Genomic DNA, 24,376 nt, shown 5'->3' on the forward strand with positions numbered 1-24,376 from the left:
AACTGCGCTTTGCGCAGCTGCTGGTCTAACCCACCCTACGCTCCAGCGTTGCGGTCGCCTACCACCCCTCCAGCACGATCTTGCCGCGCGACTTGCCGCTTTCGAGCAGCGCATGCGCGCGCTTGAGGTTGGCTGCGTTGATCGTGCCAAAGGTCTGGTCGAGCGTGGTGCGCAAGACGCCCTTGTCGATGAGGTCGGCGACGTCGTTGAGCAGATGATGCTGCGCGATCATGTCAGGCGTCTGGAACGAGGAGCGCGTGAACATCGATTCCCAGTGCACCGAGATCGCCTTGCCCTTGAAGGCGGCAATTGCAAATTCCGGGGGATCGTCGATCAGGCCGAACTTGCCCTGCGGCGCCATGAATTCGGCGATCGACTTGTAGTGCTGCTCGGTGAAGGTGAGACTTGCAACCAGCGCGACCGGCGGCAGCTTGAGCTTCTCGATCTGCTCCTTCATCGGCTTGCCGTGATCGACCACCGCATGTGCGCCGAGATCGAGGCACCACTTTTGCGATTCCGGCCGCGTCGCGGTCGCGACCACGGTGAGGCCGGTGAGGCGGCGCGCCAGCTGGATCAGGATCGAGCCGACACCACCGGCGCCGCCGGTGATCAGAAGCGTGCGCGGATCGACGCTCTTGCCGGGAACAGCACCCAGACGATCGAACAGCAATTCCCAGGCGGTGATCGAGGTGAGGGGCAGGGCCGCGGCCTGCGCGAATGACAGGCTCTTCGGCTTGTTGCCGACGATGCGCTCGTCGACCAGGTGGAATTCGGAATTGGTGCCCTGGCGCAGGATCGAGCCCGCGTAGAAGACCTCGTCGCCCGGCTTGAACAGCGTCACTTCGGGCCCGACGGCATCGACCACGCCGGCGGCGTCATAGCCGAGAATCTTGGTCTCGCCCTCGGGCGGGGCGGCGCGCTTGCGCACCTTGTAATCGACCGGATTGGCCGAGATCGCCTTCACGGCGACGCGGATGTCGCGTCCCCTTGGCTCTGGCTTGGCAGTCTCGAAATCGAACAGTGCGTCCTGATCATCGATCGGAAGCGATTTCTTGTAACCGACGGCCTTCATGGCTTGTCTCCATCAGATGGCGTGTTCGCCTGCGGTCCTAACTGTCGCGCTGGCTCCCATTTGGCAAGTACTGTACATTCGGGGAGATAGTCCCTGTTTGGATACTATTGGGAAAACACAGATGAAACGGCGCGAATTTGCCCGTCGTCCCGGCTGCTCGGTCGAAGCGACGCTGGACCTCATCGACGGCAAGTGGAAGGGCGTGATCCTCTACCACCTCCAGAGCGGCACCCAGCGCTTCGGCGAACTGCGCCGCATGATGCCCGGCATCACCCAGCGCATGCTGACCAAGCAGCTGCGCGCGCTGGAAGAAGACAAGCTCGTCATCCGCAAAGTCTATGCCGAAGTGCCGCCGCGCGTGGAATATTGCCTGTCCGAGTTGGGTGAGAGCCTGCGGCCGGTGATCGACATTCTGAAGGCCTGGGGCGAGAGCCACCAGCAGCGGCTGTCCTGCGCGCCACCACCTGTCGTCGTGAGGAAGCCGACTCGCGCGGCGTAAAGATCCGGGAGCGGCGTGCCGCTCCCGGAAGCGATTGCCTCAGAACGCGACCTGTGTGCGCATGGCGACGGCGTTGAACGTCGAGCCCGCATTGACAGCGGAGGTGGCGCTGGCCTGCTTGGAGATGTCGCCATGCAGATAGTCGAGCATGAAGCGGACGTTGTTGTTGACGTACCAGTTCAGCGCGGCGGTGTAGATGGTTTGCCGTCCGCCGGCGATGCCGGCCGCGGTTGCGAGCTGATCGTTCAGGTTCATCGTGCTGACGCGTCCTGCGATTTCCCAGGCGCCCCAGCCGCCGCCGGCGAGCGAGAAGGGATTGGCCGGCTTGACACCGCCATAGGCGGCGTTTGCGGCATTGTAGGCACGGCTCTCGCCGGTCAGGACGTAACCGACCTGCGCGTAGCCGCCCTCGAACTTCAGGCTGGGCGCGCCGAACGGCGGCAGGCCGGTATTGGCCGAGCGGTCGACGTTGAACCAGTAATATTCGCCCTGTGCCATCAACGAGCCGTAAGTCGCGGCCGCTTCGACACCGTAGGCTTGCGCCCCTGAGACGTTGGCGATCGCACCGGTGGAGATGAGCGAGGTCGGATCGATCCGCAGCTCGGGTCGATCGCTGAGCGTGAGCGTCTGCGCCTGCGTCACCAGATTGCGTGGCGGCTGGATCAGCCACTCCGCATCGGCGCCGATATGCACCGAATAATCCTTGCCGCTGATCGGGTTGCCGGCAATGCGGGCGATCGCGCCATATTGCTCGCTGCTGCCGGCCGGAGAGATGCTGGACGCAGAGTGGATCTGGCCCGTGGTCGGTCCGGTGACATAGGCACCCATCCACAGCTGATCGTTCCACCAGCGGGTGCCGATGGCCGAGCGGAAGTCGCCGGCCGCGATGTTCTGGGCGATGAGGCCGACCGAGGCGCGCTCCATGAACATGATGTCGTTGGAGCTGGTGGATTCATCGAGCGTCCAGGCGATGTCCATGACGCCGGCTTCGACCGCCATCTTGCCGCCGAACGGCTTCAGGCCGGTGTAGCTGAGATAGGCATTCTCGACGCCCGATGTGCCGCCGCCCGGAAGGAAACCGACAGCGGTGGCGCCGGCGGCGCCGGTGCCGCCGAAGCCGTCGGACGAGCCGCCGAAATCGTAGATCAGCGCATAGTTCCAGTCGCCGAGGAATTTGCCGACGACGCCGATGCGCGCACGGCGAAGGTTCTCGCCGCTGTCGAGCTTTTGCGGGCTCGTCGCGGCGGTGTCGGGACGATAATTGTAGCCGCCGACATCCCAGTGCACGCGGCTCGTAATGGCGATGCAATTCTGCTCGTCGGCGGTACAGATGGTGGGTCGATTGTTCGGCATCGTCACCACGACGCCGGACGGGGCGACCGGGCCCTTGACCGGAATGGCGGCGTTCGCATTGGCGATGGCGACCTTCGCCTCCGAGCGCGCTTCGGCCTTGGCTTCGGCTTTCGCTTCCTGCCTTGCTTTCGCCGTGGCCGCCGTGTTCGCGGCCGTCTGGTTCTGGAGCTTGTCGAGCTTCTGCTCCAGCATCTTCAACTGCTGCTTCAACAGCGCGATCTCCTGTTCGCTGTTGCTTGCCGATTGGGCCTGGGCCTGCGAGGCCGCCAGAGCACCGGCGAGACCAATCGCCGTGGCTGCAAGTCTTGTCCTGCTCACGTCATGACTCCATCGTTTGACGAACTTCCCCAAGTCGAGAACGGGAGAGTCTAGGATTGATCGATGACTGTCCCGCGACGAGCGCGGCCGGTTGCGCGGTTCCCACTGATGCAAATTCGCCGCAACCGAATCTGCCCGCGATGAGAATGCAAGATGATGCGCATCATGCCAACTCGCGGTCCCAGGCAAATTGTCATTCCGCACGCAGGGCTTGTATGCCGAAGGTGCGGACGAACCCCGAATATTGCCGCCCGGCGCCCTTCTATTGGGGGGCGAACGCGCCTATATTCCGTCGTCTTTTCCAAGAGGTAGGAATGTTTCGATCGATCTCGACCGCCGTCCTCACGGCATTGTGCATAGCCCTTGCGGCCTGCCTGAATCCGACCGCGGCGCAGGACCGTCGCGTGCCGTCGTCGCCGGCCGAACTGCGGCTGTCCTACGCGCCGATCGTGCAGCGGGTGCAGCCGGCGGTCGTCAACGTCTATGCTGCCAAGGTGGTGCAGAACCGCAATCCGTTGCTGGACGACCCGATCTTCCGCCGCTTCTTCGGCGGCGGCCTGCAGCAGGAGCAGGTGCAGCGATCGCTCGGCTCGGGCGTGATCGTCGATTCCTCCGGACTCGTCGTCACCAACGTCCATGTCATCGAAGGCGCGGACCAGGTGAAGGTGTCGCTGTCGGACAAGCGCGAGTTCGAGGCCGAGATCGTGCTGAAGGACTCCCGCAGCGACCTCGCGGTGCTGCGCCTGAAGGACGCCAAGGAGAAGTTTCCGGCGCTCGAGTTCACCAATTCGGACGAGCTGATGGTGGGTGACGTCGTGATGGCGATCGGCAACCCCTTCGGCGTCGGCCAGACCGTGACCCACGGCATCATCTCGGCGCTGGCGCGCACGCAGGTCGGCATCACCGACTACCAGTTCTTCATCCAGACTGACGCTGCGATCAATCCCGGCAATTCCGGCGGCGCGCTGGTCGACATGAACGGCCGGCTCGCCGGCATCAACACCGCGATCTATTCGCGCTCCGGCGGCTCGCAAGGCATCGGCTTTGCAATCCCTGCCAACATGGTGCGCGTCGTCGTCGCCTCCGCTAAGAGCGGCGGCACGGCGGTGAAGCGGCCGTGGCTCGGGGCGAAGCTGCAGGCGGTCACGCCCGAGATCGCCGAGAGCCTTGGCTTGCGCTCGCCGACCGGCGCGCTGGTCGCCAGCGTGGTGCCGAACGGCCCGGCTGCGAAGGCCGGCCTGAAATCGTCCGACCTCATCACCGGCATCGACGGCCAGACCGTCGATGATCCCAACGCCTTCGATTATCGCTTCGCCACGCGTCCGCTCGGCGGCACCGCGCAAATCGACGTGCAACGCAGCAGCAAGCCGCTCAAGCTGACGATCGCGCTCGAGCCCGCGCCCGACACCGGCCGCAACGAGCTTGTCATCACCACGCGTTCTCCGTTCCAGGGCGCGAGGATCTCCACCATCACGCCCGCGGTGGCTGACGAGCTGCATCTCGATGCCGACACCGAAGGTGTCGTCGTCACCGACATTGGCGACGGCACGGCGGCGCAAAATGTCGGCTTCCAGAAGGGCGACATCATCCTGTCCGTGAACAACCAGAAGATCACTAGGACGAGCGATTTGGAGAAGGCCGCCAAGGAGCAGCCGCGGCTCTGGCGCATTGCGGTCGTGCGCGGCGGCCAGCAGATCAACGTCACGCTGGGCGGATGAGTCCGAAGCGACCACAGGAGACGCCAACTCTCTTCGCCGCGGCGGGGCTCGATCACGATGCCCCGCATCCGCTGCCGGACCGGCTGCGGCCGCGCGCACTGTCGGAAGTCGTCGGCCAGGATCACATCCTCGGCCCGGACGGCGCGCTGACGCGCATGCTGGAGACGCGCACGCTGGGTTCGCTGATCTTCTGGGGGCCGCCCGGCACCGGCAAGACCACGGTGGCGCGGCTGCTCGCGGATGCGACCGACCTGCACTTCGAGCAGATCTCCGCGGTGTTCTCCGGCGTTGCCGATTTGAAGAAGGCGTTCGATGCTGCGCGCGCGCGGCGCGAGATGGGCAAGGGCACGCTCCTGTTCGTCGACGAGGTGCACCGCTTCAACCGCGCCCAGCAGGATTCGTTTCTGCCCGTCATGGAAGACGGCACCGTCGTCATGGTCGGCGCCACCACGGAGAACCCGTCGTTCGAGCTCAACGCGGCGCTTTTGTCCCGCGCGCGCGTCCTGGTGTTTCGCTCGCTCGATGCCGCCGCGATCGAAAAGCTGTTCGCGCATGCCGAGGCGGTCGAGGGCAAGAAGCTGCCGCTCGATGCGGAAGCACGCGCCGTGATCGTGCGCATGGCCGATGGCGATGGCCGCGCATCGTTGACGCTGGCCGAAGAGGTCTGGCGCTCGGCACGCCCGGACGAGATTTTCAATGCGGCGCAATTGCAGGACATCCTGCAGCGCCGCGCCCCGATCTACGACAAATCGGCGGACGGCCACTACAACCTGATCTCGGCGCTGCATAAATCGGTGCGCGGCTCTGATCCCGATGCCGCGCTGTATTATCTCTGCCGCATGCTCGATGCCGGCGAGGATCCGCTGTTCCTCGCGCGCCGCGTCGTGCGCATGGCGGTGGAGGACATCGGCCTTGCCGATCCGCAGGCGCTCGTCATTGCCAATGCGGCAAAAGACGCGTTCGACTTCCTCGGCCATCCCGAAGGCGAGCTCGCGATCGCGCAGGCCGTCGTCTATCTCGCCACCGCGCCGAAATCGAATGCGGTCTATACGGCATTCGGCACCGCGATGCAGGTGGCCAAGCAGGCCGGCTCGCTGCTGCCGCCCAAGCACATCCTGAACTCGCCGACCAAGCTGATGAAGTCGGAGGGCTACGGTGCAGCTTACGAATACGACCACGACGCCCCCGACGCCTTTTCCGGCCAGGACTACTTTCCGGAGGCCCTGGGACGCCAGACCTTCTACGACCCGCCCGAGCGCGGCTTCGAGCGCGAGATCCGCAAGCGGCTGGACTATTGGGCCAAGCTGCGCAAGGAGCGGGGTGGCTCACGCTAGAGCTCGTCGTTTCGTCGTGACGGCAGGCCGCTTTTAGGCTAGGCAGGCAAGCATGAGCCGCCGTATCAAGAGAACCAATCAAGAGCCCCGTTCGCGCGATGAGCGCAAGGAATCGCGCCCGTTCAAGGCCCGGAGCGTGAAGAAGGCGGGGCCGCGTCCCGGTGGCAAGTCCGGTGGCAAGCCGCCGCGCTTTGCGGGCGAGCGTGCCGAGCGGCATCGGCCCAGGGCTAAGCTGGAGAGGGCAGAGGCGGAAAGGGTCGCGCCGGCAAAGCCGATCGAGGCGCTGCTGCCGACCAAGGTGCAGACCGTCACGGTGACGGCCGACGAGAACAACATGCGCGTCGATCGCTTTCTCGAAGCGCGCTTTCCCGGCCTGTCGTTTTCCCATATCCAGCGCGTCGTCCGCAAAGGCGAGCTGCGCGTCGATGGCAAGCGCGTCGACAGCAAGGATCGGCTGAAGGAAGGGCAGAGCGTCCGTATTCCACCGCTGAAGCTGGATGCGCCGAAGGTCGTTGGCGAGCTCTCGGAGGCCGCGCAGAAGACGCTCAAGGCGCTCAAGGAGATGACGATCTATGAGGACGACGACGTCCTCGTGCTGAACAAGCCGGCCGGCCTTGCCGTGCAGGGCGGCTCGGGCATGACGCGGCACATCGACCAGATGCTGGAGGTGATGCGCGATTCCAAGGGCCAGAAGCCGCGCCTCGTGCACCGCATCGATCGCGAGACCTCGGGTTGTCTGCTGATCGCCAAGACGCGCTTTGCCGCCTCGCATCTGACCGGCGCGTTCCGCTCGCGCTCGGCGCGCAAGGTCTATTGGGCGCTGGTGCCGGGCCTGCCGAAGCCGAAGCAGGGCCGCATCTCGACCTTCCTTGCGAAAGAGGAGAGCGAGGACGACACCATCATGCGCATCGCGCAGCACGGCGACGAGGGCGCCAGCCACGCTGTGACGTATTACGCGGTGGTCGAGACTGCCGGCAACAAGCTGACCTGGGTGTCGCTGAAGCCGGTAACGGGCCGCACGCACCAGCTTCGCGCCCACATGGCCCATATCGGCCATCCCATTGTCGGCGATCCCAAATATTTCAACATCGAGAACTGGCAGCTGCCGGGCGGCTTGCAGAACCGCCTGCATCTGCTGGCGCGCCGCATCGTCATCCCGCATCCCCGCGGCGGCCTGATCGACGCCACCGCGCCGCTGCCGCCGCACATGCAGCAGTCGTGGAATCTGCTCGGGCTCGACGCCAGCCGGTTCGATCCGATCGAGAACGCGCCGGAGGAGTAGGGCGGAGCCTCTGCTGTTGGCCCCTCAATTCCGAAACTGCTCCAGAAACATCCGCAAACTATCATGCGGGCTCTCGACATCGGTGATCAGCCAGCCCTCGGGACCGTTGACCAGGATGAAGTTCAGCGTCACGGGCCGGCCGTGATTGTCGAAATTCGCCGCGACGTAGGTCTTGTCGTATTCCTTGCGGAGGATTGCGATCGCAACGGGGCCGAGCTTCCAGCTCGGGCTCTGCACCAGGAAATCATAGGGCTCCGTGCGCGGCGCCGACCATGCCTGGCGCAAGGGGGGATCGAAGAATTGCCGGGCCGTGGCGTCATCCCGCGGCAGGCCCCGGGACAGCTCCGGCGCGCCCTCGCCGTAATAGGCATAGACGTTGCGGACCAGCGATTCCGGGGTGCGAAAGCCGGCCTCGGCGGCGGTGAGCCAAAGCCCGGCCAACAGGGCCACGATGCCCGCAAGTTCCCTCATGCCCGCCGCTCGCTTTATCGGCCACAGGTCTTACTTTAAAAGCCGATCCTACTCTAAAAACTGCCTTCAGAGACCGGGACCGAAAACTCACATGCGCGAATTGTTCGAAGACGCAGCGGGGCAACCCCCACCGGATCCCCGGGAATCGGCGCGTGCCTCCGCTCGGACACCGCTGCGCAAGCGCTTCTACAAGGAGGCCGGCGTCACGGAGGCCGAGGGCGGCTTTGCCATCACGCTGGATGGCAAGCCGATCCGCACGCCATCCGGCCGCCATGTGGTCATCCCGGCGCGGGAGCTCGCCGATGCCGTCGCCGCGGAATGGGCGACCCAGGGCGAGGCGATCGATCCGGTGACCATGCCGCTGACGCGGATCGCCAACAGCGTGGTCGAGGGTGTGGTCGACCGCGTCGAGCTCGTCACGGACGACCTCGCCAAATATTTCGAGACGGACCTGCTGTTCTATCGCGCCGGCCATCCCGAGGGCCTGGTGGCTCGCGAGGCCGCGCATTGGGACCCCGTGCTGTACTGGGCCGCGGACACGCTGGGAGCGCATTTCATCCTCTCCGAGGGCATCATGCATGTGAAGCAGCCGGACGAGGCGGTCAGGGCCGCGCGGGCGGCGCTGCCGGGGAACCCCTGGTCGGTTGCGGCGCTCCACATGGTGACCACCCTGACCGGATCGGCGCTCCTGGCGCTGGCGCTGGCCCATGGCGTGCGCGACGCCGGCGAGGTCTGGTCTGCCGCCCATGTCGACGAAGACTGGAACGTCGATCAATGGGGCGCGGACGAGGAGGCGGCCGCCCGCCGGGCCGCCCGCCTCAGGGATTTCGAGGCCGCCGTGACCGTCTTGGCGGCCGTGAACCCGGCCGCGGCCAAAGGTCCTTAACGAGAGGTTTACGAGGGCCCCTTAGGGTGGGACCAGCGTTCCCTGGGCCTTCCGTGATGACGACGCCAGTCAGCTCGATCCTGCCGGTCAGCGCCGCCAGCCCCGTGGCTGATGCGGCAACGCCCGATCTCGTGCTGCAGGCCGGTAGCGTCGTCGATGCCAGGGTCGTCAGCCTGCTCGCCGACAATCTGGTGCGGATCGCAATTGCCAACCTCTCGATGGACGTGATGTCCGAGGTGTCGCTGACCCCAGGGCAAAATCTCCAGCTCGCGGTGTCGCAGAACGACGGCACGATCAAGCTTGCGATCGTCAACGGCGCTGGCGGGGCGAGTGCCGATCAGGTCACGCTGACGCCGACGGCAGCCTCGCTGGTCGACAGCCCGTCGCTGGCGCCAGCCGCCACCGCAGTCCGCGATCCGCTGACGCCGGCCGAGCAAGTCGCCGTCACCGTGGCGTCGGCCGATGCCGTGACCAGGCAGGGCAGCCAGGCGCCGCTGTTCGCCAACCTGGCTTCGGTCGTGACCGGCAGCGATCTGCCCGCAGGCCTGAAGCAGGCCGTGCTGGACGTGCTGGTGCAACAGACGCCACTCAACACCGCCCTCGATGGCGGCGATATCGAATCCGCCTTCCAGAAATCCGGCCTGTTTCTCGAGGCTTCGCTTGCCGCGGGCGCGACGCCGCCGTCGGGCGCGGCGCCGGATCTGAAGGCGGCCTTGCTCGTGCTGCGCCAGACACTGGCGCTGTCGTCGGGCGCGGTCGAAACTGGCGTGTCGCCGGCCCCGGTGCAAACCACCGCGCCGCCGACGGGCGCTACCGCTGTGCCCCAGACCACGGCCGCCGCACTTCAGGTGGTCGGCGAGGCCGTGCAGACGGCGTCGCCAATGCCTGACGCTGGCGTTGCCCAACCCGCCCCATTGCCGCGCGACGCTGCGCTTGCGGCTGCCGTCTTGAACGACATCGCTGGTGGCGCGCCACAGGCCGCGCTGCCGCGGGCCATCTCCGCAGGTCTCGCTGCGAGCCTGCTGCAAGAGGTCACGCAGAACCTTCCGCGCCTGACCGGCAACCTGCCGGGCTCCAACAAGGCCGTGCCCGACGGCCACGTCTTCGACGCGGCCGCGCGTGGGACGACGCCACCGCCGTTTCGCGGAGCATTGCCGGCGCCGCAAGCGATCGCCTCGCCATCGCTCGCACCAGACGCGCCGCTCGCTGCGACCCTGCATCGCCTGCTCGGCGACACCGATGCCGCGATCGCGCGACAGACGCTGTTGCAGGTTGCCTCGCTGCCCGACCGCACCGACGCCAGCGGGCATCGCATCGATCCGACCGTGCCGCATTGGAATTTCGAGATCCCGTTTGCGACCCCGCAAGGGACCGCAATGGCGCAGTTCGAGATCTCGCGTGACGGCGGCAACGAGACGCCGGATACCGCCAAGCGCGCCTGGCGCGCGCGCTTCTCGCTCAATATCGAGCCGGCAGGCCCCGTGCACGCGCTGATCACGCTGAGCGGCGACAAGACCTTCGTCCGGATGTGGGCCGAGCGGCCGGCGACCGCGCAGCAATTGCGCGCCGGGATTGGGGAGCTCAACCAGGCGCTGACCAAAGCCGAGCTCCAGCCCGGTGACATCGTCGTGCGCGATGGGATCCCGCCGCAACCGGCGCCGGCACGCGCCGGGCATTTCCTGGATCGCGCCACATGAGCGAGCCATCCAAACTCGCAATTGCGCTGCACTACGAGAAGGGCAGCGGCGCGCCCGTGGTGGTCGCCAAGGGCAGGGGCACGATCGGCGCCAAGATCGTCGAGATCGCCAAGGCCCATGACATCCCGATCGAGGAGAACGAGGTGCTGGCCGGCGCGCTCTCCAAGGTCGAGCTCGGCGAAGAGATTCCGCCCGACCTCTACAAGGCCGTCGCCGAAGTGCTGGTGTTCGTGCTGCGGCTGTCGGGCCGGGGCCGGTAGCGCGCCTCTATCCATGCGTCATTGCGAGCTGCCGTAGGGTGGGCAAAGGCGCGCAGCGCCGTGCCCACGATTTCCATATGGTGGGCACGCTGCGCTTTGCCCACCCTACGGCACCGCCTGCTTGGCTGCCTCTCAACCCAGCTTGAACAACGCCTGCAAGAACTCCACCACGGCCTTGCGCGATTCCGCAGCCGTTGTGGGATTGCCGCCGACATGCGGGTTGAGCTCGACGCATGCATCCTTGTAGGTGAAGGGTGCGTTGGTATCGGCGTTCATCAGCACGCCGCCGTCGCCTTCCCTGATGTGGCAGTTGCGCACGGTCTGCGCATTGGCCGACACCGTGACTGTGCTGACCCCGAGCAAGCCGCTGTCGAAGCCATGCGCGCTATCAGGGTATTCGGTCAGCGCCACGTCGCGGCCCGCGGCCTTGAGCCGCTCGACCAAGGCCTTGCAGCTCTTCACCGGGTTATAGTCATCGGGCGTGCCGTGGAAGATGCGGATCGGGCGCGCGCCGACCTCGGTGTCGCTCTGATAGGTCGTCGAGCAATCCGGATAGAACGGGATATAGGCCGCGAACTGCACGCCCGATTTGTTCCAGAGCTTGTTGAAGCGGTCGAGGCTCGCGTAAAGCGTCGCCTGTCCGCCGCGTGAAAAACCCATCAGCACGATGCGGTCAGGATCGACGCGCGGGTGCTTCGCCAGAATCTCCAGCGAGCGATAGGTGTCGATGATCAGGTTGAGCCGGCCGAGCAGGGCCTGGTTCGGGCCCGTCACCGTCAGGCCGCGCCCGGTAAAGCCGTCGATCACGAAGGTCGAGATGCCCATGGCGTTGAATTCGCGCACCCAGGCGTCCGTGGTGGCGCCGACGCCGCTCGAGCCGTGCATCAGCACCACGACGGGCATCTTGCCGGTGCCCTGTGCCACGCGGAATTCGCCGGCGACCGTCACCGGCTTGCCGGATGCGGCATCGCCGCTGAGGAATTGCTGGTCGGACAGGGTGAGGGACGGGATCGGGAAGATCTCGGTCCGGGCCGGGGAGTCCTTGGGAAGCGATTGAGCGCCGGCCAACCCGGCTGAAGCGCAGAGCGCAATGAGCGTCACCGCGACACGAAATGCCGTTGGCATCTGATCCTCCCTCGATATTTTTGGGAAGTAGATCAACGGCTGCGCACGCTGTCAATTTGCGCGGTCGCGCTATGCCTTCTCGGCCGGCTTCTTCGCCGTCAGCGCCTGGTCGATGGCGAATCCGCCGATCTCGCTCATCGCCTGCGAGATCACGTCGCCCTTGCGCGCAAAGCCGCTGGAGAGATAGTCGAACTGGGTCCGCGCCAGCCGCAGCACCTCGATCGGCACGGAGATCACCGTCTCGTTGAATGCGTCGACGGAGGCGCGCAAGGTCTCGAGCTCGGCGGTGAGCTTGCCGATATGGCTCTCCGCATCCTGCATCAGCATGAGCAGCTTGCTGCGCTCGCTATCGAAGCCGGCCCGTTCGGCGGCTGCAGCCGCGGTGACCTCCGCAAGCTGCGTCCGGAGCGCGGCGATCTGATTGACCATGGCGTCGGAGGCGAGTTCGGCGGCTTCATACCGCTCGGCGAGCCGCTTGTTCTCCTCCTGCTGCTCGTGAAACAGGCGTTCGGCCGACATCGCCCGCTGCGCCAACGATTCGATCAGGCTTGCTGCGCGCAGCAGCATCTCGCCGTTTCGCCCCGACACCATGCTGGCCATGCGCCGCAGGAAGTCGGTGGTCTCGGATGCGCTGTTCGCAGGCAAGGGAACGACCGTGGCGGACATGGGGGTGATGCTTGCAGCCGGACGTGATGACCGCCGCCGTACCGACTGAGCTCACGCAACATTCGGCGCCTGATCGCAAGCGTGGAGCAAGCCTGAATCGGCAGGCCCGGTCAACCGGCGCGGCGCGACAAATTGGCGGTCCCGCCGGCCGCGACAGTTCAGGCGCCGTTTTGCCGGCCGATCCGCCCCAGATGGGTGAAGCCGAAGCCTGCAGCATATTTCAGGCCATAGCCCAGCGCCCGGTCGATGCCGATATGGGCGAGCCAGATCAGGGCGATGGACAGGGTGAGGGGCGAGGCGAGGCCGAAACCCAGCGTCAGCAGCGCCACCGGGGCCATGTAGCTGTGGGCGGCGTTGTAGACCAGCGCGCCGAATTTGGCGTCGACGAGGTAGGCCAGGAAACTCAGATCGGGGACCAAGAACAGCAGGGCAAAGACCCACCAGGAGCCATCCCAGGCCCAGTAGAGCACCACCATCCCGGCAAACAAGGTCAGGCCCTCCAGCCGCAGCAGGATGTTGACGCCGCCCGTTGCCGCGCCGGTCTCGGCCGTTGCTTCGCTCATGCTCGTCTCCCGGGGGGCAAAACCTTGGAATTCCTTGCGCTTTCACGCTGCATCAGGGCAGCCCTGCGGCGCCGAAAGCGGCTTCCCGGTCCGCAAAATGCCGTGTTAGAACGCACCGCACTTAAGGCTTAAGAACTGGCGGGAGCAAATGAAACATATTCTGGACGCGCTTGAAGATCGTCGTGCCGCCGCCAAGCTCGGCGGCGGGGAGAAGCGCATCGAGGCGCAGCACGCCCGCGGCAAGCTGACCGCGCGCGAGCGCATCGAGCTCTTGCTCGACAAGGGATCGTTCGAGGAGTTCGACATGTTCGTCGAGCACCGCTCCACCGAGTTCGGCATGGAGAAGAACAAGATCCCCGGCGACGGCGTCGTCACCGGCTGGGGCACCGTCAACGGCCGCAAGACGTTCGTCTTCGCGAAGGATTTTACCGTATTCGGTGGTTCGCTCTCCGAAACGCACGCGCTGAAGATCACGAAGTTGCAGGACATGGCGATGAAGGCGCGCGCGCCCATCATCGGCCTCTATGACGCGGGCGGCGCCCGCATCCAGGAGGGCGTCGCCGCGCTCGCCGGCTATTCCTACGTGTTCCGCCGCAACGTGCTCGCCTCGGGCGTGATCCCGCAGATCTCCGTCATCATGGGCCCCTGCGCCGGAGGCGATGTCTATTCGCCTGCCATGACCGACTTCATCTTCATGGTGAAGAACACCAGCTACATGTTCGTCACCGGCCCCGACGTGGTGAAGACCGTCACCAACGAGGTCGTCACCGCCGAAGAGCTCGGCGGTGCCTCGGTGCACGCCACCCGCTCCTCGATCGCGGACGGCGCCTTCGAGAACGACGTCGAGACGCTGCTCCAGATGCGGCGCCTGATCGACTTCCTGCCGTCCAACAATTCGGACGGCGTGCCGGAATGGCCGAGCTTCGATTCCATCGAGCGGATCGACATGTCCTTGGACACGCTGATCCCCGACAATCCGAACAAGCCCTACGACATGAAGGAATTGATCCTGAAGGTCGTGGACGAGGGCGACTTCTTCGAGATTGCGGAAGCCTTCGCCAAGAACATCGTCACCGGCTTTGGCCGCATTGCGGGGCGCACTGTCGGCTTCGTCGCCAACCAGCCGATGGTGCTGGCCGGCGTGCTCGACTCTGACGCATCGCGGAAAGCGGCGCGCTTCGTTCGCTTTTGCGATGCCTTCAACATCCCGATCGTCACCTTCGTCGATGTGCCGGGCTTCCTGCCGGGCACCGCGCAGGAATATGGCGGCCTGATCAAGCACGGCGCGAAACTGCTATTCGCGTACTCGCAGTGCACCGTGCCGCTCGTCACCATCATCACCCGCAAGGCCTATGGCGGCGCCTTCGACGTCATGGCCTCCAAGGAGATCGGTGCCGACATGAACTACGCATGGCCGACCGCCCAGATCGCTGTCATGGGCGCCAAGGGCGCGGTCGAGATCATCTTCCGCTCTGACATCGGCGACCCCGACAAGATCGCCGCCCGCACGAGGGAATACGAAGATCGTTTCCTCTCACCCTTCATCGCCGCCGAGCGCGGCTATATCGACGACGTCATCATGCCGCACTCGACGAGGAAGCGCATCGCGCGCGCGCTGGCGATGCTGAAGGACAAGAAGGTCGAGGCGCCGGCGAAGAAGCACGACAATTTGCCGTTGTGAGAACTGAGTAGGGTGGTTTAGGCGAAGCCGTAATCCACCAGCGGAACTGACCGTGCCGAGATCTTGGTGGGTTACGCCCAGCGAATTGCGCTTCGCGCAATCGCAAGGCTAACCCACCCTACAGGTTCGATCAAAATCCTATGACCGAAGATGATCTCACCGACGAAATCTCCGACATCGAAGACCGGATCGAGCGGCTCGCCGAGATCGCCGAGCGGTGTCGGAAGTACATTCTGGCCTCCAAGATCGCGATCGGCAGCGGTGCGGCGCTGCTGCTGATCACCATTCTCGGATTGTTTGGATTGGGTCAGACTGCCGCGCTCGGTTCGATCGCGCTGGTGCTCGGCGGCATCGTCTCGCTCGGCTCGAATATCAGCACGTTGCGGCAGACGGACGATGCGATCGGTGCTGCGGAGGCACGCCGCTCGGCGCTGATCGGCAGCATCGATTTGCGTGTGGTGGCCGACACGCCGATGAAGCTGGTGTAGCGCTGCGCCTCACGCGGCAGTCCTCACGGTCAGCGCCTGCAGTTCCACGCGGCATTCGGCGGCGAAGGCTTGCAGCCGCTCTGCCGTCTGCTGGTCGAGGATCGCTTTCGCCAGACGCTCGGCACGGGCGATCTGCTCTCTGAGATAATCGATGCGGGCCATGTGTCACCTTCCGCGGCAAGAAACTTGAGTCGATAATTTGAAGCAAATTGCTTCGTTCCGGTGTCCCTGAGCGTATGGCTAACTCCGGGTTAACGATGTGCGGTGGATCACATCCCGCGCGCCGGATCCGCCGCCGCGAAATGCGCCATCTGGTCCGCGTGGGCTTTGGCAAAGGCCGGGCGGCTGGTGGCGCGCGCGACATAGGCGCGGCAGGCGAGACTGTCTGCCAGACCGTCGAAGCCGTCGACGACGCGCAGCACGTCCGCCATCAGGATGTCGGCGACGGAGAAGGAGCCTGCCAGCCATTCGCGCGCCGCAAGCACCGGCTCGAGATGCTTGAGGCGAAGCTTGAGGAAATCGTCCACGAACTTCCACGCCGCGGTGTCGGTCGGATGTTTCATGAATTTCGACATCGTCCAGGGCAGGCTTGCCATCTCCACCGAATTGAGCGCGGCGAACACCCATTCCGCTGCTTCGCTCCGGCCGCGCGGATCCGATGGCATCAGCTCCGGATTGCGCTGGCCGAGATGGAGCAGGATCGCGCCGCTCTCGAAGATCGAGATGTCGCCGTCGGTCAGCCACGGCACCTGGCCGAACGGCTGGTGCGCGAGATGCGCAGGCCCACGATCGTTGAAAGGCGTGCTGACGACGCGATAGGGCAGCGCAGCCTCTTCCAGCGCCCAGCGCACCCTGAGGTCGCGGACATAGCCGCGCGGCGGCGGGGGAACCCAGTCGTAGGTGGTGAGGGTGAGGTCGGCCATGCGAAGTCTCCGCGCTGTCTCAAGCCGAGGACGGACGGAGGCGGCGCGTCCCGACAGTGGGCGCGAATTTTTTCACGGAGCTCTCCAGGCAGGGTCGCAACCCGCCAGCCTACCGGCAGGCCGGATAGCCGAAGCGTTTGACGATGTCGCTTCCCGAGATCGAATGGAAGGCGAAAGTGTCCATGAAATGGTTGTCGGTGACGTATTGGCGCAGGGCGGCGTTGTAGGTGCTGGCCATTTGCTGCGTGCGCGCGGGGCTGAGGATGCCCTTTTTCATGGATCCGCCGGCGTGAAACAACAAGGTCGCGCCTGGCGTGACGCAGACATTGCGGATCGACAGGAACATCGTGCAGGCGGATTGACAATGGCTGTCGATGCGAAAGCGCTCGCCCGAGGCGTTGTATTGCTGGATCACCGACAGGAATCGATCGAACTCGGCCGGCGTGGCCGCGCCGTAGCCCATATGCAGGGACGATACCGAGCCGTCGGCATGGGCCTGTTGTCCGGCCATGCTGCCGACAGTGAAAAGGAATGCGAAGGCGCCCAGCGTGCGCGCCAATTGCTGCCATCGTTTCAAGGTGCTCTCCTCAACTGCTTGGGGAAATTGAATTTGTGCGAGAGGGTATGAGTATTCGCTCTTCGACTGCCGCGGATCGTGGATCTCAATCTACGCGGGAGCGCGCCGTCCTGTCACCAGTGCAAGGAACCTGAACGCGCGATTCAGCCGCAGTTCATGTCGCCGTCGCGACACTTCCTCTGCATCACGCGATCGATGAATCAAAGGATATCTCCATGGAGCGCCGGAACTTTTTGAAACTTGCAATCGGGGTCGCGGCGGGAGCTGCCGCGTTCACCACCGCCGCACAGGCTGCGCCGCTGGCGCCGCAGGTGCTCGGGAACGGCAGCATGCCATCAGCCAATCCGGACGCCCATCCCGCCGTCACCAGCAGCGAGGAAGCGGCCCAGCTCAAGCCCGAGCAAGTGCGCTGGGGTCACGGCCACTGGCATCACCGTCACTGGGGTTGGCGCCATCGTCACTGGGGTTGGCGCCGGCGCTGGCACCGCCGCCATTGGCGCCACTGGTAACGGCGAGCCGGGATGAAAAAGGGGATCGCGATGGCGATCCCCTTTTGGTCTCGGGCTCTCAATAGAAATGGCCGCGCAGGCGGCCATTTCGCTGATGCAAGCAATCAGAACGGACGGCAGCGGCCGGCGTACCAGCGGAAGCCATAGGGACAAACGCGCGGACGCACCACGACGACAGGCGGGGCAACCACGACCGGACCGGGGGCCACGACAACAGGACCACGCATCGGACGGCAGCCGCCGTAAGGGCCGCGGTACCAGCCCGGGCCGCAACCGCCGGCGGCGCTGGCCGCCTCGCTGAAGCTGACAACCGCGCTGGCGAGCATCACGGCGGCAAACAGATATTTCATTTGATGATCCTTCTTGTCCTTGGCCTTCTTGTCCTTGGGGCAAATCCCCGGGCTGCGCGCTTGCGGCGCACATTGAATCAAAAGACACGATTCGACACGTTAAATCTGGCACGTGCCGGCACGTCGCGATCCAAACCTGCCAATCATGACCTGAATGCGGCCTGAACACTGCCCCCATATGGCCTGAAGCGACAGGCCACGTCGCTAGTGACCCAGAAAGCCCAGCACCAGCTCCTTGTACTTCTCCGGCGCCTCCAGGAAGACGAGGTGCCCGGTGTCCGGGATCACCTCGGCCCGCGCATTCGGCATCTTCGCGGCAAACGCCTTTGCGAGCTCCGCGTTCTGTCCCATCTTCGCCCGCAAGGATTCCGGCGCATTCGGTCGGCCCGGCGCGTTGTGATCGTCGGCGCCCATGATGAACAGTGTCGGCTCGGTGATCTCGGTGATCTCATGCGCGACCGGCTCACGATAGATCATCTGGCCGGAGGAGACGAAGGCGCGCAGCCAGCGCGGGTAGTCTGCGCTGCCCTTGATGTTGAAGCGCGCGTCGATGAACGGCGTGATCGCCTCCGGCGGCAGCTTGATCGCGTAATTGGTCTGGAGCTGTTTGCGATAGCCGTCGGCGGTGAGCTTGTCCTCGGCCGCGATGATTGTCTCGGTCGGCGTCGGCGGCACGTAAAGGCGATAGTCTTCGAGGCCGATCGGCGCCGTCAGCACGAGGTGGGCGATGCGATCCGGATAGGCGCGCGCGATGCGCACGCCGAGCATGCCGCCGAGCGAATGCGCGACGATGTCGACCTTGTTGATCCCCAAATGATCCAGCAGCGCGACGGTGTTGCGCGCGAGCGTGTCGAAATGCAGTTCGCCCACCGGCTTGGACGATTTGCCGAAGCCGATCTGGTCCGGCACCACGACGCGGTAGCCGGCCTCGCCCAGCATCTTGATGACCGGGGCCCAATAGCTCGATGGGAAATTGCGCCCGTGCAGCAGCACGATCGTGCGGCCATTCGGCTGCGCCGGGGCCACGTCCATATAGGCCATGTTGAGCTGTTCGCCGTCGTTCACGACCGGCAGCAGATGCACCGCATAGGGATAGGCAAAGCCCTCGAGCGCGATGCCATAGGGCTCGCGCTGGTGTGCGTCGGCGGCGTGCGATGTGGCGAGTGGTAGAGCGAGCAGGGCGGCTGCGAGGACGGTCGAGAAGATGCGGGTCATAAGGATCTCCGTCATGCGCGGGCAAAAGCGCGAAGCGCATCTTCGCGCAAAAGGCCCGGGCATCCACGTGCCAGCGGCAATAAAGGCGTGGATGGCCGGGTCAAGCCCGGCCACGACGAGAGCGAGCGTTCACACGCGATTGTGTGCCGTCACGAGCAGAGCGTGATCAGTCCTTGCCGTTCCCGAACAGCGCGGCGAACTGCTTCTCGCCGGTGCGGGTGAAGTTCACCACGCGGCTGCCGGGGGTGGCATCGCGCGCGGCCCATTTCAGCTCGGCGAAGCGCTGCATCATGGCGGCGCCCAAAGTGCCGGCGAGATGGTGGCGCCGCTCGCTCCAGTCGAGGCAGGCCTTGCAGACCGGGCGGCGGGGATGGCTGAGCATCTCAGGCGAGATCTGCAGATGTTTGGCCAGGAAGCGTTCGCCCTCGGCCGTCAGCTCGATGTCCTGCTTCTTCTGCTTCACCAGGTGGCGCGACCGGAGCGAGTCCAGCATCTGCACGCCGAGATCGCCGGCGAGGTGGTCGTAGCAGATCCGCGCACGGCGCAGCGCCGGATCCTTCGGCCCGGTGCGCACGCGCATGTGGCCGGTGCGCGCGGCAAGGCCGGCGAGGCCTTCGAGGACGCCGGCGACGTCGTCGTCGGTGAGGCGGTAGTAGCGGTGACGGCCCTGCTTCTCCGGCTCGACCAGCCCGCCGGCCTCGAGCTTGGAAAGATGCGAGCTTGCAGTCTGCGGCGTGATGCCCGCTTCCTGCGCCAGCTCGCTCGCCGTGAGCGCGCGTCCGTTCATCAGCGCCGTGAGCATGTTGGCGCGGGCGGGGTCGCCGACCAGCGCAGCGACCATGGCGATGTCGGGTCCGGATTTCATGCTTCGATGGTAGCCGAAGCATTGTAGCAGGGCAAGGGCGTAGCCTCTCACGGCCTCGTCATTGCGAGGAGCGCAGCGACGAAGCAATCCAGGCTGTCTCAACGGAGAGATTCCTGGATTGCTTCGTGCGCTCGCAATGACGAGGGAAAAATCAGGAGCCCCCATTATGTCCGTTACCGTCTTCATCCGCTACCAGCTCGATCCCTTCAAGCGTGCCCAGTTCGAGGACTATTCGAAGCGCTGGCTCAGCATCATCCCGAAATGCGGCGGCGACCTGATCGGCTATTTCATGCCGCATGAGGGCACCAACAACATCGCCTTCGCGCTGATCACATTCGACAGCCTTGCTGCGTATGAAGCCTATCGCGCGCGGCTGCGGCAGGATGCCGAGGGCATGGCAAACTTCCACTTCGCCGAGGACAACAAATTCATCCTCGCCGAAGAGCGCACCTTTCTGCGCAAGGTGGTAGTGTAGGCCGTCAACTGACGAGGAGACGCCCATGATCGCCGTGATCTTCGAGGTCTGGCCCAAGCCGGACCATCGCCAGGATTATTTCGACCTCGCGGCCGATCTGAAGCCGCTTCTGCAGACCATCGACGGCTTCATTTCGGTCGAGCGGTTCGAAAGCCTGACCGAGAAGGGCAAGATCCTGTCGCTGTCGTTCTGGCGGGACGAGGCCGCCGTGCAAGCCTGGCGCAACACGATGGAGCACCGGCGCACCCAGGCCAAGGGCAGGGCCAAGATCTTCGCCGACTATCACCTGCGCATTGCCAGCGTTATCAGGGACTACGGCATGAATGATCGCGAAGAGGCGCCGAAGGACAGCCGCGCCGTGCACGACGCGCACTAGCGCTCATGAAGGTACGTGCCTATCTCTGCGCGGCCAACAAGGGAGCGAAACATGCATGTGACGACTGCTGACAAGCGCGCGACGTTCAGGAAGATGCACGAGAGCGGCTGCTTCATCTTGCCCAATCCGGTCGATGTCGGCGGCGCCAAGGCGTTGCAGCATCTCGGCTTCAAGGCGATTGCGTCCTCGAGCGCGGGCTTTGCCTGGACCATCGGCAAGGCCGACAATCGCGTCACCGTGGACGATGTCTGTCAGCATCTGGCAGCATTGAGCTCTGCGGTCGACATCCCCGTGAATGCGGATTTCGAGGGCGGATTTGCGGTCGAGCCGGATCAGGTCGCCGATCATGTCGAGCGCGGCGTGCGCACCGGTGTTGCGGGCCTCTCGATCGAGGATTCCACCGGCGACAAGGACAAGCCGCTCTATGAGCGTGCGCTCGCGGTCGAGCGCATCAAGGCCTCGCGCAAGGCGATCGGCGACAGCGGCACCTTGCTGGTCGGCCGCTGCGAGGCGTATCTCTGGGGCGTGACCGACCTCAAGCTCGTCATCGACCGGCTCACCGCCTATGCGGATGCTGGCGCCGACTGTCTCTATGCGCCGGGCCTGAAGACGCGCGAGGACATCGCCGCGGTGGTGAAGGCTGTCGCCCCCAAGCCGTTCAACCTGCTGATCGGCGGCTCCGGCCTGTCGTTGCAGGAGGCCGAGGATCTCGGCGTGCGCCGGATCAGCGTCGGCGGCTCGCTCGCGCGCGCCGCCTGGGGCGGCTTCATGCGCGCGGCCCAGGAGATGGCGGAGAAGGGAACGTTCAACGAGCTCGGCGGCGGCTATCCCGGCGGCGAGCTCAACAAGATGTTCGGCTAAAAAGCGAAGCGGCGGGATCTTTCGATCCCGCCGCTGTCGCGTCGTGTCGTGATTCGTTACTTCGCGCCGTCAGACGGTGTCTGCGTATCCGGGGCCGGCTTGCTCGGCGCAGCACCCGTGGTCACGCCCGGCTCGGTGTTGTTGCGCGGCGTCACGTCACGCATGCCGGGAGGCGCGGCCGGATTGGCAGGAGCCGTCTGCTGGGCGGTCTGCGTCGCCGGCGTGTTGCTCGCCTGGTTGCCCGTGCCGCTATTGTTCAGGCCATAGAACACGGCGCCCAGCACCAGGGCAATAGCCACCGCGAACAGCGCGATCTTGCCGCTGGAGGCGGGGCCTTCGCCAAGCTCGGGATCGGCCTGAAGGTCGGCATCCCTCCGCGCCGCGCGAAGGTACTCATCGTCGGCGAGACTCGGGCGGTACGGATCGTTGGGAAAACGGTCGTCAGCCATCGATAGATCTCCTCGTTGATTGCGGTCTGACAACCCGTGGATGCGCGGTTCTGTTCCGCGCGCGTTATGCTTTCGTCGCATGTTGCCCTCGGACGCGGAATCGGGAACCTGTCGATGTCGGAACCGTGAGCGGTTCCATCGGGGAAGCAAGGAAACAAGGCGATGTGGAACCTGCCGCCGAGCGATAGCGTGCTGCATGTCCTCTCGCTGGTCGCGGTGGCAGCGCAAGGCATGACCGCGGCGCTCGCAGCCGGCCGCCGCAGCATGGACTGGTTGGGGGTCTGCTTCCTCGGCTGCATCACCGCACTCGGCGGCGGCACGCTGCGCGATCTCTTCCTCGGGCATTATCCGCTGGTCTGGGTGCAAAGCCCTGTTTATCTCGCACTCGCCGGCGGTGCCGCCTTCCTCACCATCCTGGTCGCACGACTGGTGCACCGGCTGAAGACTGCCTTCATCGTGCTCGACGCCATCGGGCTCGTCGTCTTCACCATGACCGGCTGCGACATCGCCTGGCAGATGGATGCCTCGCTGCCGATCGTCATCGTCTCCGGCATGGTGACGGGCTGCGCCGGCGGCGTGCTCCGCGACGTGCTCTGCAACGACGTGCCGCTCTTGTTTCGCTCCGAGCTCTACGCCAGCGTCTCGGTGGTGACGGGGTTATTCTACGCCACCGCGTTCGGCCTGAAGCTCAACGCCGAGCTCTGGACCATCCTGACCTTCGTCCTCGGCATCAGTTTTCGTCTGCTCGCGGTGCGCTACAAATGGGAGATGCCGAAATTCGTCTTCACGGGGGATGAGGAACGCTAGGCGTTCTCTTCCACAGCTCTACCCACGTCGTCATTGCGAGCGCAGCGAAGCAATGCAGAATCTTTCCGCGGAGGGACTCTGGATTGCTTCGCTGCGCTCGCAATGACGGAGAAGGAGCGTTGACTACGGCCCCTGTCCGCGCGCCTTCGCCACCTGCGCCGGTGTCACCAGCGGGCCGGCATTGCCCCAGGAATTGCGGATGTAGTTGGTCACCGCCGCGATCTCTGCGTCCGACAATTGTTTGGCATAGCCAGGCATCTCCCCGGTGTTCGGGGCGCGCGGCGTCGTCACGGTGTGGGCGCCGTCGAGGATGACGCGCAAGGTCGAGGAGGGGTTGATGGATTGCAGCAGCGCATTGCCCGGCAAGGGCGGATAGATGCGCGGCGCGCCCGAGCCGTCGGCTTCATGGCAGGCGATGCAGAATTTTGCGTAGACCGCCTGGCCCGCTTTCATCTCGGCATCGTCAGGCGGTGTCACCTTCGGCTCGCGTCGCACCGGCGGCAGGTCCTTCAGATACACCGCGATCGCACGCACATCGGCATCGCTCATCTTCGAGGTCGAGTTGACGATCACCTCCGCCATCGGACCGCCGGCATGGCTCTTCGCATTGCGGCCGCTCTGGAGATACTCGGTGATGTCCTCGGCGCTCCACGATTGCAGCCCGCTCCGCGCGGCACCGTCGAGCCGCGGCGCGTACCAGCCATCGAGCTCGCTGCCCGACAGCGCCTGCGCGGTCTTGTCCGCGCCAAAATAGTTCTTGGGCGTATGGCAGGCCCCGCAATGGCCGAGCCCGGTGACGAGATAGCCGCCTCTGTTCCACGTCGCGCTCTTGCTCTGGTCCGGCTCGAACAGGCCGGGCTTGAAGAACAGCGCATTCCAGGCCCGCATCAGGGGACGATAATTCAGCGGCCAGCGTAGCTCGGGCGGCTTGTTGCGGCTGACGAGGGGGGCGAGCGTGCCGAGATAGGCGCGGATCGCCAGCGTGTCGTCCTTGGTCATGCGGGTGAAATAGGGGTAGGGGAAGGCGGGGTAATACAACGAGCCGTCAGGCGCGGTGCCGTAGCGCAAGGCGCGGGTGAAATCAGCGTCGGTCCAGGCGCCGATGCCGGTGTCGCGCTCCGGGGTCAGGTTCGGCGCATAGATCGCGCCAAACGGCGTGTCAATGCGCTTGCCCCCGGCAAACGGCTTGGCGGGATCGGCGGTGTGGCAGCCCGCGCAGTCGCCGGCCTCGACCAGCGTCTTGCCATAGGCGATCAGCTCGGGCGATGGCTCGGCGGCGAGAGCGGCCGTCGTAACCGCACTGCACAACAACACAACAGCCAGAATCGTCCGCATCAAAGGCCTTCTCCTGCGACCATTCGTCGAGCGCCGGATCGTGACGGCGTCATGTCGTTTCGCGGCGACAGGGGTATGGTGACACAAATTGAAAATCGCCAATGCCTTTCCGGCCACGAAATTGCGTTTTTTTCCCGTCGTCGCGGAAGCTCCAGATTTGTGATGCGGAGCGTTAAATATCCGACATAGAGTGGCGGCGGTGGTCGGCGCGCCCTAGCTGA

28 protein-coding genes are annotated in these 24,376 nt (G+C 65.2%); 14 read left to right on the forward strand and 14 right to left on the reverse strand.

The window, feature by feature from the left end; all coding sequences use genetic code 11:
- Nucleotides 1–58: 58 nt before the first annotated feature.
- A complete protein-coding gene (locus G8O24_RS34050; protein ID WP_188106906.1) occupies nucleotides 59–1,072 on the reverse strand; it encodes a zinc-binding alcohol dehydrogenase family protein in 1,014 nt (337 codons plus the stop codon).
- 121 nt (nucleotides 1,073–1,193) lie between these two features.
- On the opposite strand from G8O24_RS34050, the gene G8O24_RS34055 reads away from it, so the two are divergent.
- Nucleotides 1,194–1,571 (forward strand): winged helix-turn-helix transcriptional regulator, encoded by a 378-nt coding sequence (locus G8O24_RS34055; protein ID WP_188106907.1) that lies wholly within the window; start codon nucleotides 1,194–1,196, stop codon nucleotides 1,569–1,571.
- Nucleotides 1,572–1,610: 39 nt separating this feature from the next.
- Here the strand turns inward: G8O24_RS34055 and G8O24_RS34060 are convergent, their stop codons facing one another.
- A complete protein-coding gene (locus G8O24_RS34060) occupies nucleotides 1,611–3,242 on the reverse strand; it encodes an OprO/OprP family phosphate-selective porin (protein ID WP_188106908.1) in 1,632 nt (543 codons plus the stop codon).
- Nucleotides 3,243–3,556: 314 nt separating this feature from the next.
- Here G8O24_RS34060 and G8O24_RS34065 point away from each other — a divergent pair, with 314 nt between their 5' ends.
- From G8O24_RS34065 to G8O24_RS34075, 3 genes are read left to right on the forward strand one after another with little or no spacing between them, the layout of a single operon-like run.
- Entirely contained in the window at nucleotides 3,557–4,960 is a 1,404-nt protein-coding gene (locus tag G8O24_RS34065; protein WP_188106909.1) for a DegQ family serine endoprotease, read from the forward strand.
- Nucleotides 4,957–6,294, forward strand: coding sequence for a replication-associated recombination protein A (locus tag G8O24_RS34070; protein ID WP_188106910.1), 1,338 nt, complete (start codon nucleotides 4,957–4,959; stop codon nucleotides 6,292–6,294). The genes G8O24_RS34065 and G8O24_RS34070 overlap by 4 nt, the downstream gene beginning before the upstream one ends.
- A gap of 52 nt (nucleotides 6,295–6,346) precedes the next feature.
- Nucleotides 6,347–7,576, forward strand: a complete 1,230-nt coding sequence (locus G8O24_RS34075) for an RluA family pseudouridine synthase (protein ID WP_188106911.1) — start codon at nucleotides 6,347–6,349, stop codon at nucleotides 7,574–7,576.
- 24 nt (nucleotides 7,577–7,600) lie between these two features.
- On the opposite strand, the gene G8O24_RS34080 is transcribed toward G8O24_RS34075, so the two are convergent.
- Nucleotides 7,601–8,047: a hypothetical protein gene (locus G8O24_RS34080; protein ID WP_188106912.1), complete on the reverse strand. Its 447-nt coding sequence runs from the start codon at nucleotides 8,045–8,047 to the stop codon at nucleotides 7,601–7,603.
- Nucleotides 8,048–8,138: 91 nt separating this feature from the next.
- Between G8O24_RS34080 and G8O24_RS34085 the strand changes: the two genes are divergently transcribed.
- Genes G8O24_RS34085 through G8O24_RS34095 form a run of 3 tightly spaced genes read left to right on the forward strand, consistent with a single transcriptional unit; the run spans nucleotide 8,139 to nucleotide 10,890 of the window.
- Nucleotides 8,139–8,933 carry an ATP12 family chaperone protein gene (locus tag G8O24_RS34085; RefSeq protein ID WP_188106913.1) on the forward strand — a complete coding sequence of 265 codons (795 nt, stop codon included), beginning with the start codon at nucleotides 8,139–8,141 and terminating at the stop codon, nucleotides 8,931–8,933.
- A gap of 56 nt (nucleotides 8,934–8,989) precedes the next feature.
- The gene (gene fliK, locus G8O24_RS34090) at nucleotides 8,990–10,630 is read left to right on the forward strand and encodes a flagellar hook-length control protein FliK (RefSeq protein WP_188106914.1); all 1,641 of its coding nucleotides are present in this window, start codon (nucleotides 8,990–8,992) and stop codon (nucleotides 10,628–10,630) included.
- A complete protein-coding gene (locus tag G8O24_RS34095) occupies nucleotides 10,627–10,890 on the forward strand; it encodes an EscU/YscU/HrcU family type III secretion system export apparatus switch protein (RefSeq protein ID WP_188106915.1) in 264 nt (87 codons plus the stop codon). Before fliK ends, G8O24_RS34095 begins: the two co-directional genes overlap by 4 nt.
- A gap of 132 nt (nucleotides 10,891–11,022) precedes the next feature.
- Here G8O24_RS34095 and G8O24_RS34100 read toward each other — a convergent pair whose 3' ends face one another.
- From G8O24_RS34100 to G8O24_RS34110, 3 genes are all read right to left on the reverse strand, one after another.
- Complete coding sequence (locus G8O24_RS34100) at nucleotides 11,023–12,015, reverse strand: dienelactone hydrolase family protein (RefSeq protein ID WP_188106916.1); 993 nt, start codon at nucleotides 12,013–12,015, stop codon at nucleotides 11,023–11,025.
- Between the two features lie 69 nt (nucleotides 12,016–12,084).
- Nucleotides 12,085–12,681, reverse strand: a complete 597-nt coding sequence (locus G8O24_RS34105; protein ID WP_188106917.1) for a hypothetical protein — start codon at nucleotides 12,679–12,681, stop codon at nucleotides 12,085–12,087.
- 158 nt (nucleotides 12,682–12,839) lie between these two features.
- Nucleotides 12,840–13,244 carry a DUF4260 domain-containing protein gene (locus G8O24_RS34110; protein ID WP_188106918.1) on the reverse strand — a complete coding sequence of 135 codons (405 nt, stop codon included), beginning with the start codon at nucleotides 13,242–13,244 and terminating at the stop codon, nucleotides 12,840–12,842.
- A gap of 148 nt (nucleotides 13,245–13,392) precedes the next feature.
- Between G8O24_RS34110 and G8O24_RS34115 the strand changes: the two genes are divergently transcribed.
- Both G8O24_RS34115 and G8O24_RS34120 read left to right on the forward strand, forming a co-directional pair.
- The gene (locus G8O24_RS34115; RefSeq protein ID WP_188106919.1) at nucleotides 13,393–14,925 is read left to right on the forward strand and encodes an acyl-CoA carboxylase subunit beta; all 1,533 of its coding nucleotides are present in this window, start codon (nucleotides 13,393–13,395) and stop codon (nucleotides 14,923–14,925) included.
- A gap of 140 nt (nucleotides 14,926–15,065) precedes the next feature.
- A complete protein-coding gene (locus tag G8O24_RS34120; RefSeq protein WP_188106920.1) occupies nucleotides 15,066–15,413 on the forward strand; it encodes a hypothetical protein in 348 nt (115 codons plus the stop codon).
- Nucleotides 15,414–15,422: 9 nt separating this feature from the next.
- Here the strand turns inward: G8O24_RS34120 and G8O24_RS34125 are convergent, their stop codons facing one another.
- The 3 genes from G8O24_RS34125 to G8O24_RS34135 all read right to left on the reverse strand — a co-directional run bounded on the left by G8O24_RS34125 (nucleotide 15,423) and on the right by G8O24_RS34135 (nucleotide 16,895).
- A complete protein-coding gene (locus tag G8O24_RS34125; protein ID WP_188106921.1) occupies nucleotides 15,423–15,575 on the reverse strand; it encodes a hypothetical protein in 153 nt (50 codons plus the stop codon).
- A 107-nt stretch (nucleotides 15,576–15,682) separates the two neighbouring features.
- Nucleotides 15,683–16,336, reverse strand: coding sequence for a glutathione S-transferase family protein (locus G8O24_RS34130; protein ID WP_188106922.1), 654 nt, complete (start codon nucleotides 16,334–16,336; stop codon nucleotides 15,683–15,685).
- A gap of 109 nt (nucleotides 16,337–16,445) precedes the next feature.
- The gene (locus G8O24_RS34135) at nucleotides 16,446–16,895 is read right to left on the reverse strand and encodes a hypothetical protein (RefSeq protein ID WP_188106923.1); all 450 of its coding nucleotides are present in this window, start codon (nucleotides 16,893–16,895) and stop codon (nucleotides 16,446–16,448) included.
- 233 nt (nucleotides 16,896–17,128) lie between these two features.
- On the opposite strand from G8O24_RS34135, the gene G8O24_RS34140 reads away from it, so the two are divergent.
- Entirely contained in the window at nucleotides 17,129–17,422 is a 294-nt protein-coding gene (locus G8O24_RS34140) for a twin-arginine translocation signal domain-containing protein (protein ID WP_188106924.1), read from the forward strand.
- 104 nt (nucleotides 17,423–17,526) lie between these two features.
- Here G8O24_RS34140 and G8O24_RS34145 read toward each other — a convergent pair whose 3' ends face one another.
- From G8O24_RS34145 to G8O24_RS34155, 3 genes are all read right to left on the reverse strand, one after another.
- A complete protein-coding gene (locus tag G8O24_RS34145) occupies nucleotides 17,527–17,772 on the reverse strand; it encodes a GCG_CRPN prefix-to-repeats domain-containing protein (RefSeq protein ID WP_188106925.1) in 246 nt (81 codons plus the stop codon).
- Nucleotides 17,773–17,976: 204 nt separating this feature from the next.
- Entirely contained in the window at nucleotides 17,977–18,987 is a 1,011-nt protein-coding gene (locus G8O24_RS34150) for an alpha/beta fold hydrolase (protein WP_188106926.1), read from the reverse strand.
- Between the two features lie 166 nt (nucleotides 18,988–19,153).
- Nucleotides 19,154–19,852: a metalloregulator ArsR/SmtB family transcription factor gene (locus G8O24_RS34155; protein ID WP_188106927.1), complete on the reverse strand. Its 699-nt coding sequence runs from the start codon at nucleotides 19,850–19,852 to the stop codon at nucleotides 19,154–19,156.
- Nucleotides 19,853–20,018: 166 nt separating this feature from the next.
- Here G8O24_RS34155 and G8O24_RS34160 point away from each other — a divergent pair, with 166 nt between their 5' ends.
- From G8O24_RS34160 to G8O24_RS34170, 3 genes are read left to right on the forward strand one after another with little or no spacing between them, the layout of a single operon-like run.
- The gene (locus tag G8O24_RS34160; RefSeq protein WP_188106928.1) at nucleotides 20,019–20,327 is read left to right on the forward strand and encodes an NIPSNAP family protein; all 309 of its coding nucleotides are present in this window, start codon (nucleotides 20,019–20,021) and stop codon (nucleotides 20,325–20,327) included.
- Nucleotides 20,328–20,352: 25 nt separating this feature from the next.
- The gene (locus tag G8O24_RS34165) at nucleotides 20,353–20,703 is read left to right on the forward strand and encodes an antibiotic biosynthesis monooxygenase family protein (RefSeq protein WP_188106929.1); all 351 of its coding nucleotides are present in this window, start codon (nucleotides 20,353–20,355) and stop codon (nucleotides 20,701–20,703) included.
- Nucleotides 20,704–20,754: 51 nt separating this feature from the next.
- Entirely contained in the window at nucleotides 20,755–21,564 is an 810-nt protein-coding gene (locus tag G8O24_RS34170) for an isocitrate lyase/PEP mutase family protein (protein ID WP_188106930.1), read from the forward strand.
- Nucleotides 21,565–21,620: 56 nt separating this feature from the next.
- Here the strand turns inward: G8O24_RS34170 and G8O24_RS34175 are convergent, their stop codons facing one another.
- Nucleotides 21,621–22,013, reverse strand: coding sequence for a hypothetical protein (locus G8O24_RS34175; RefSeq protein WP_188106931.1), 393 nt, complete (start codon nucleotides 22,011–22,013; stop codon nucleotides 21,621–21,623).
- A 162-nt stretch (nucleotides 22,014–22,175) separates the two neighbouring features.
- Between G8O24_RS34175 and G8O24_RS34180 the strand changes: the two genes are divergently transcribed.
- Nucleotides 22,176–22,820, forward strand: coding sequence for a trimeric intracellular cation channel family protein (locus tag G8O24_RS34180; RefSeq protein WP_188106932.1), 645 nt, complete (start codon nucleotides 22,176–22,178; stop codon nucleotides 22,818–22,820).
- 123 nt (nucleotides 22,821–22,943) lie between these two features.
- On the opposite strand, the gene G8O24_RS34185 is transcribed toward G8O24_RS34180, so the two are convergent.
- Nucleotides 22,944–24,155: a cytochrome c gene (locus G8O24_RS34185; protein WP_188106933.1), complete on the reverse strand. Its 1,212-nt coding sequence runs from the start codon at nucleotides 24,153–24,155 to the stop codon at nucleotides 22,944–22,946.
- Nucleotides 24,156–24,376 lie beyond the last annotated feature (221 nt).

It is taken from the genome of Bradyrhizobium campsiandrae, assembly GCF_014529705.1.
Lineage (GTDB): Bacteria > Pseudomonadota > Alphaproteobacteria > Rhizobiales > Xanthobacteraceae > Bradyrhizobium > Bradyrhizobium campsiandrae.

Excerpts from the sequence above, each read along its gene's own strand:
- G8O24_RS34050 (WP_188106906.1), bottom strand. The coding sequence starts at position 1,072 with ATGAAGGCCGTCGGTTACAAGAAATCGCTTCCGATCGATGATCAGGAC.
- G8O24_RS34055 (WP_188106907.1), top strand. The coding sequence starts at position 1,194 with ATGAAACGGCGCGAATTTGCCCGTCGTCCCGGCTGCTCGGTCGAAGCG.
- G8O24_RS34065 (WP_188106909.1), top strand. The coding sequence starts at position 3,557 with ATGTTTCGATCGATCTCGACCGCCGTCCTCACGGCATTGTGCATAGCC.
- G8O24_RS34070 (WP_188106910.1), top strand. The coding sequence starts at position 4,957 with ATGAGTCCGAAGCGACCACAGGAGACGCCAACTCTCTTCGCCGCGGCG.
- G8O24_RS34075 (WP_188106911.1), top strand. The coding sequence starts at position 6,347 with ATGAGCCGCCGTATCAAGAGAACCAATCAAGAGCCCCGTTCGCGCGAT.
- G8O24_RS34080 (WP_188106912.1), bottom strand. The coding sequence starts at position 8,047 with ATGAGGGAACTTGCGGGCATCGTGGCCCTGTTGGCCGGGCTTTGGCTC.
- G8O24_RS34085 (WP_188106913.1), top strand. The coding sequence starts at position 8,139 with ATGCGCGAATTGTTCGAAGACGCAGCGGGGCAACCCCCACCGGATCCC.
- fliK (WP_188106914.1), top strand. The coding sequence starts at position 8,990 with ATGACGACGCCAGTCAGCTCGATCCTGCCGGTCAGCGCCGCCAGCCCC.
- G8O24_RS34095 (WP_188106915.1), top strand. The coding sequence starts at position 10,627 with ATGAGCGAGCCATCCAAACTCGCAATTGCGCTGCACTACGAGAAGGGC.
- G8O24_RS34100 (WP_188106916.1), bottom strand. The coding sequence starts at position 12,015 with ATGCCAACGGCATTTCGTGTCGCGGTGACGCTCATTGCGCTCTGCGCT.
- G8O24_RS34105 (WP_188106917.1), bottom strand. The coding sequence starts at position 12,681 with ATGTCCGCCACGGTCGTTCCCTTGCCTGCGAACAGCGCATCCGAGACC.
- G8O24_RS34110 (WP_188106918.1), bottom strand. The coding sequence starts at position 13,244 with ATGAGCGAAGCAACGGCCGAGACCGGCGCGGCAACGGGCGGCGTCAAC.
- G8O24_RS34115 (WP_188106919.1), top strand. The coding sequence starts at position 13,393 with ATGAAACATATTCTGGACGCGCTTGAAGATCGTCGTGCCGCCGCCAAG.
- G8O24_RS34120 (WP_188106920.1), top strand. The coding sequence starts at position 15,066 with ATGACCGAAGATGATCTCACCGACGAAATCTCCGACATCGAAGACCGG.
- G8O24_RS34125 (WP_188106921.1), bottom strand. The coding sequence starts at position 15,575 with ATGGCCCGCATCGATTATCTCAGAGAGCAGATCGCCCGTGCCGAGCGT.
- G8O24_RS34130 (WP_188106922.1), bottom strand. The coding sequence starts at position 16,336 with ATGGCCGACCTCACCCTCACCACCTACGACTGGGTTCCCCCGCCGCCG.
- G8O24_RS34140 (WP_188106924.1), top strand. The coding sequence starts at position 17,129 with ATGGAGCGCCGGAACTTTTTGAAACTTGCAATCGGGGTCGCGGCGGGA.
- G8O24_RS34145 (WP_188106925.1), bottom strand. The coding sequence starts at position 17,772 with ATGAAATATCTGTTTGCCGCCGTGATGCTCGCCAGCGCGGTTGTCAGC.
- G8O24_RS34150 (WP_188106926.1), bottom strand. The coding sequence starts at position 18,987 with ATGACCCGCATCTTCTCGACCGTCCTCGCAGCCGCCCTGCTCGCTCTA.
- G8O24_RS34155 (WP_188106927.1), bottom strand. The coding sequence starts at position 19,852 with ATGAAATCCGGACCCGACATCGCCATGGTCGCTGCGCTGGTCGGCGAC.
- G8O24_RS34160 (WP_188106928.1), top strand. The coding sequence starts at position 20,019 with ATGTCCGTTACCGTCTTCATCCGCTACCAGCTCGATCCCTTCAAGCGT.
- G8O24_RS34165 (WP_188106929.1), top strand. The coding sequence starts at position 20,353 with ATGATCGCCGTGATCTTCGAGGTCTGGCCCAAGCCGGACCATCGCCAG.
- G8O24_RS34170 (WP_188106930.1), top strand. The coding sequence starts at position 20,755 with ATGCATGTGACGACTGCTGACAAGCGCGCGACGTTCAGGAAGATGCAC.
- G8O24_RS34175 (WP_188106931.1), bottom strand. The coding sequence starts at position 22,013 with ATGGCTGACGACCGTTTTCCCAACGATCCGTACCGCCCGAGTCTCGCC.
- G8O24_RS34180 (WP_188106932.1), top strand. The coding sequence starts at position 22,176 with ATGTGGAACCTGCCGCCGAGCGATAGCGTGCTGCATGTCCTCTCGCTG.
- G8O24_RS34185 (WP_188106933.1), bottom strand. The coding sequence starts at position 24,155 with ATGCGGACGATTCTGGCTGTTGTGTTGTTGTGCAGTGCGGTTACGACG.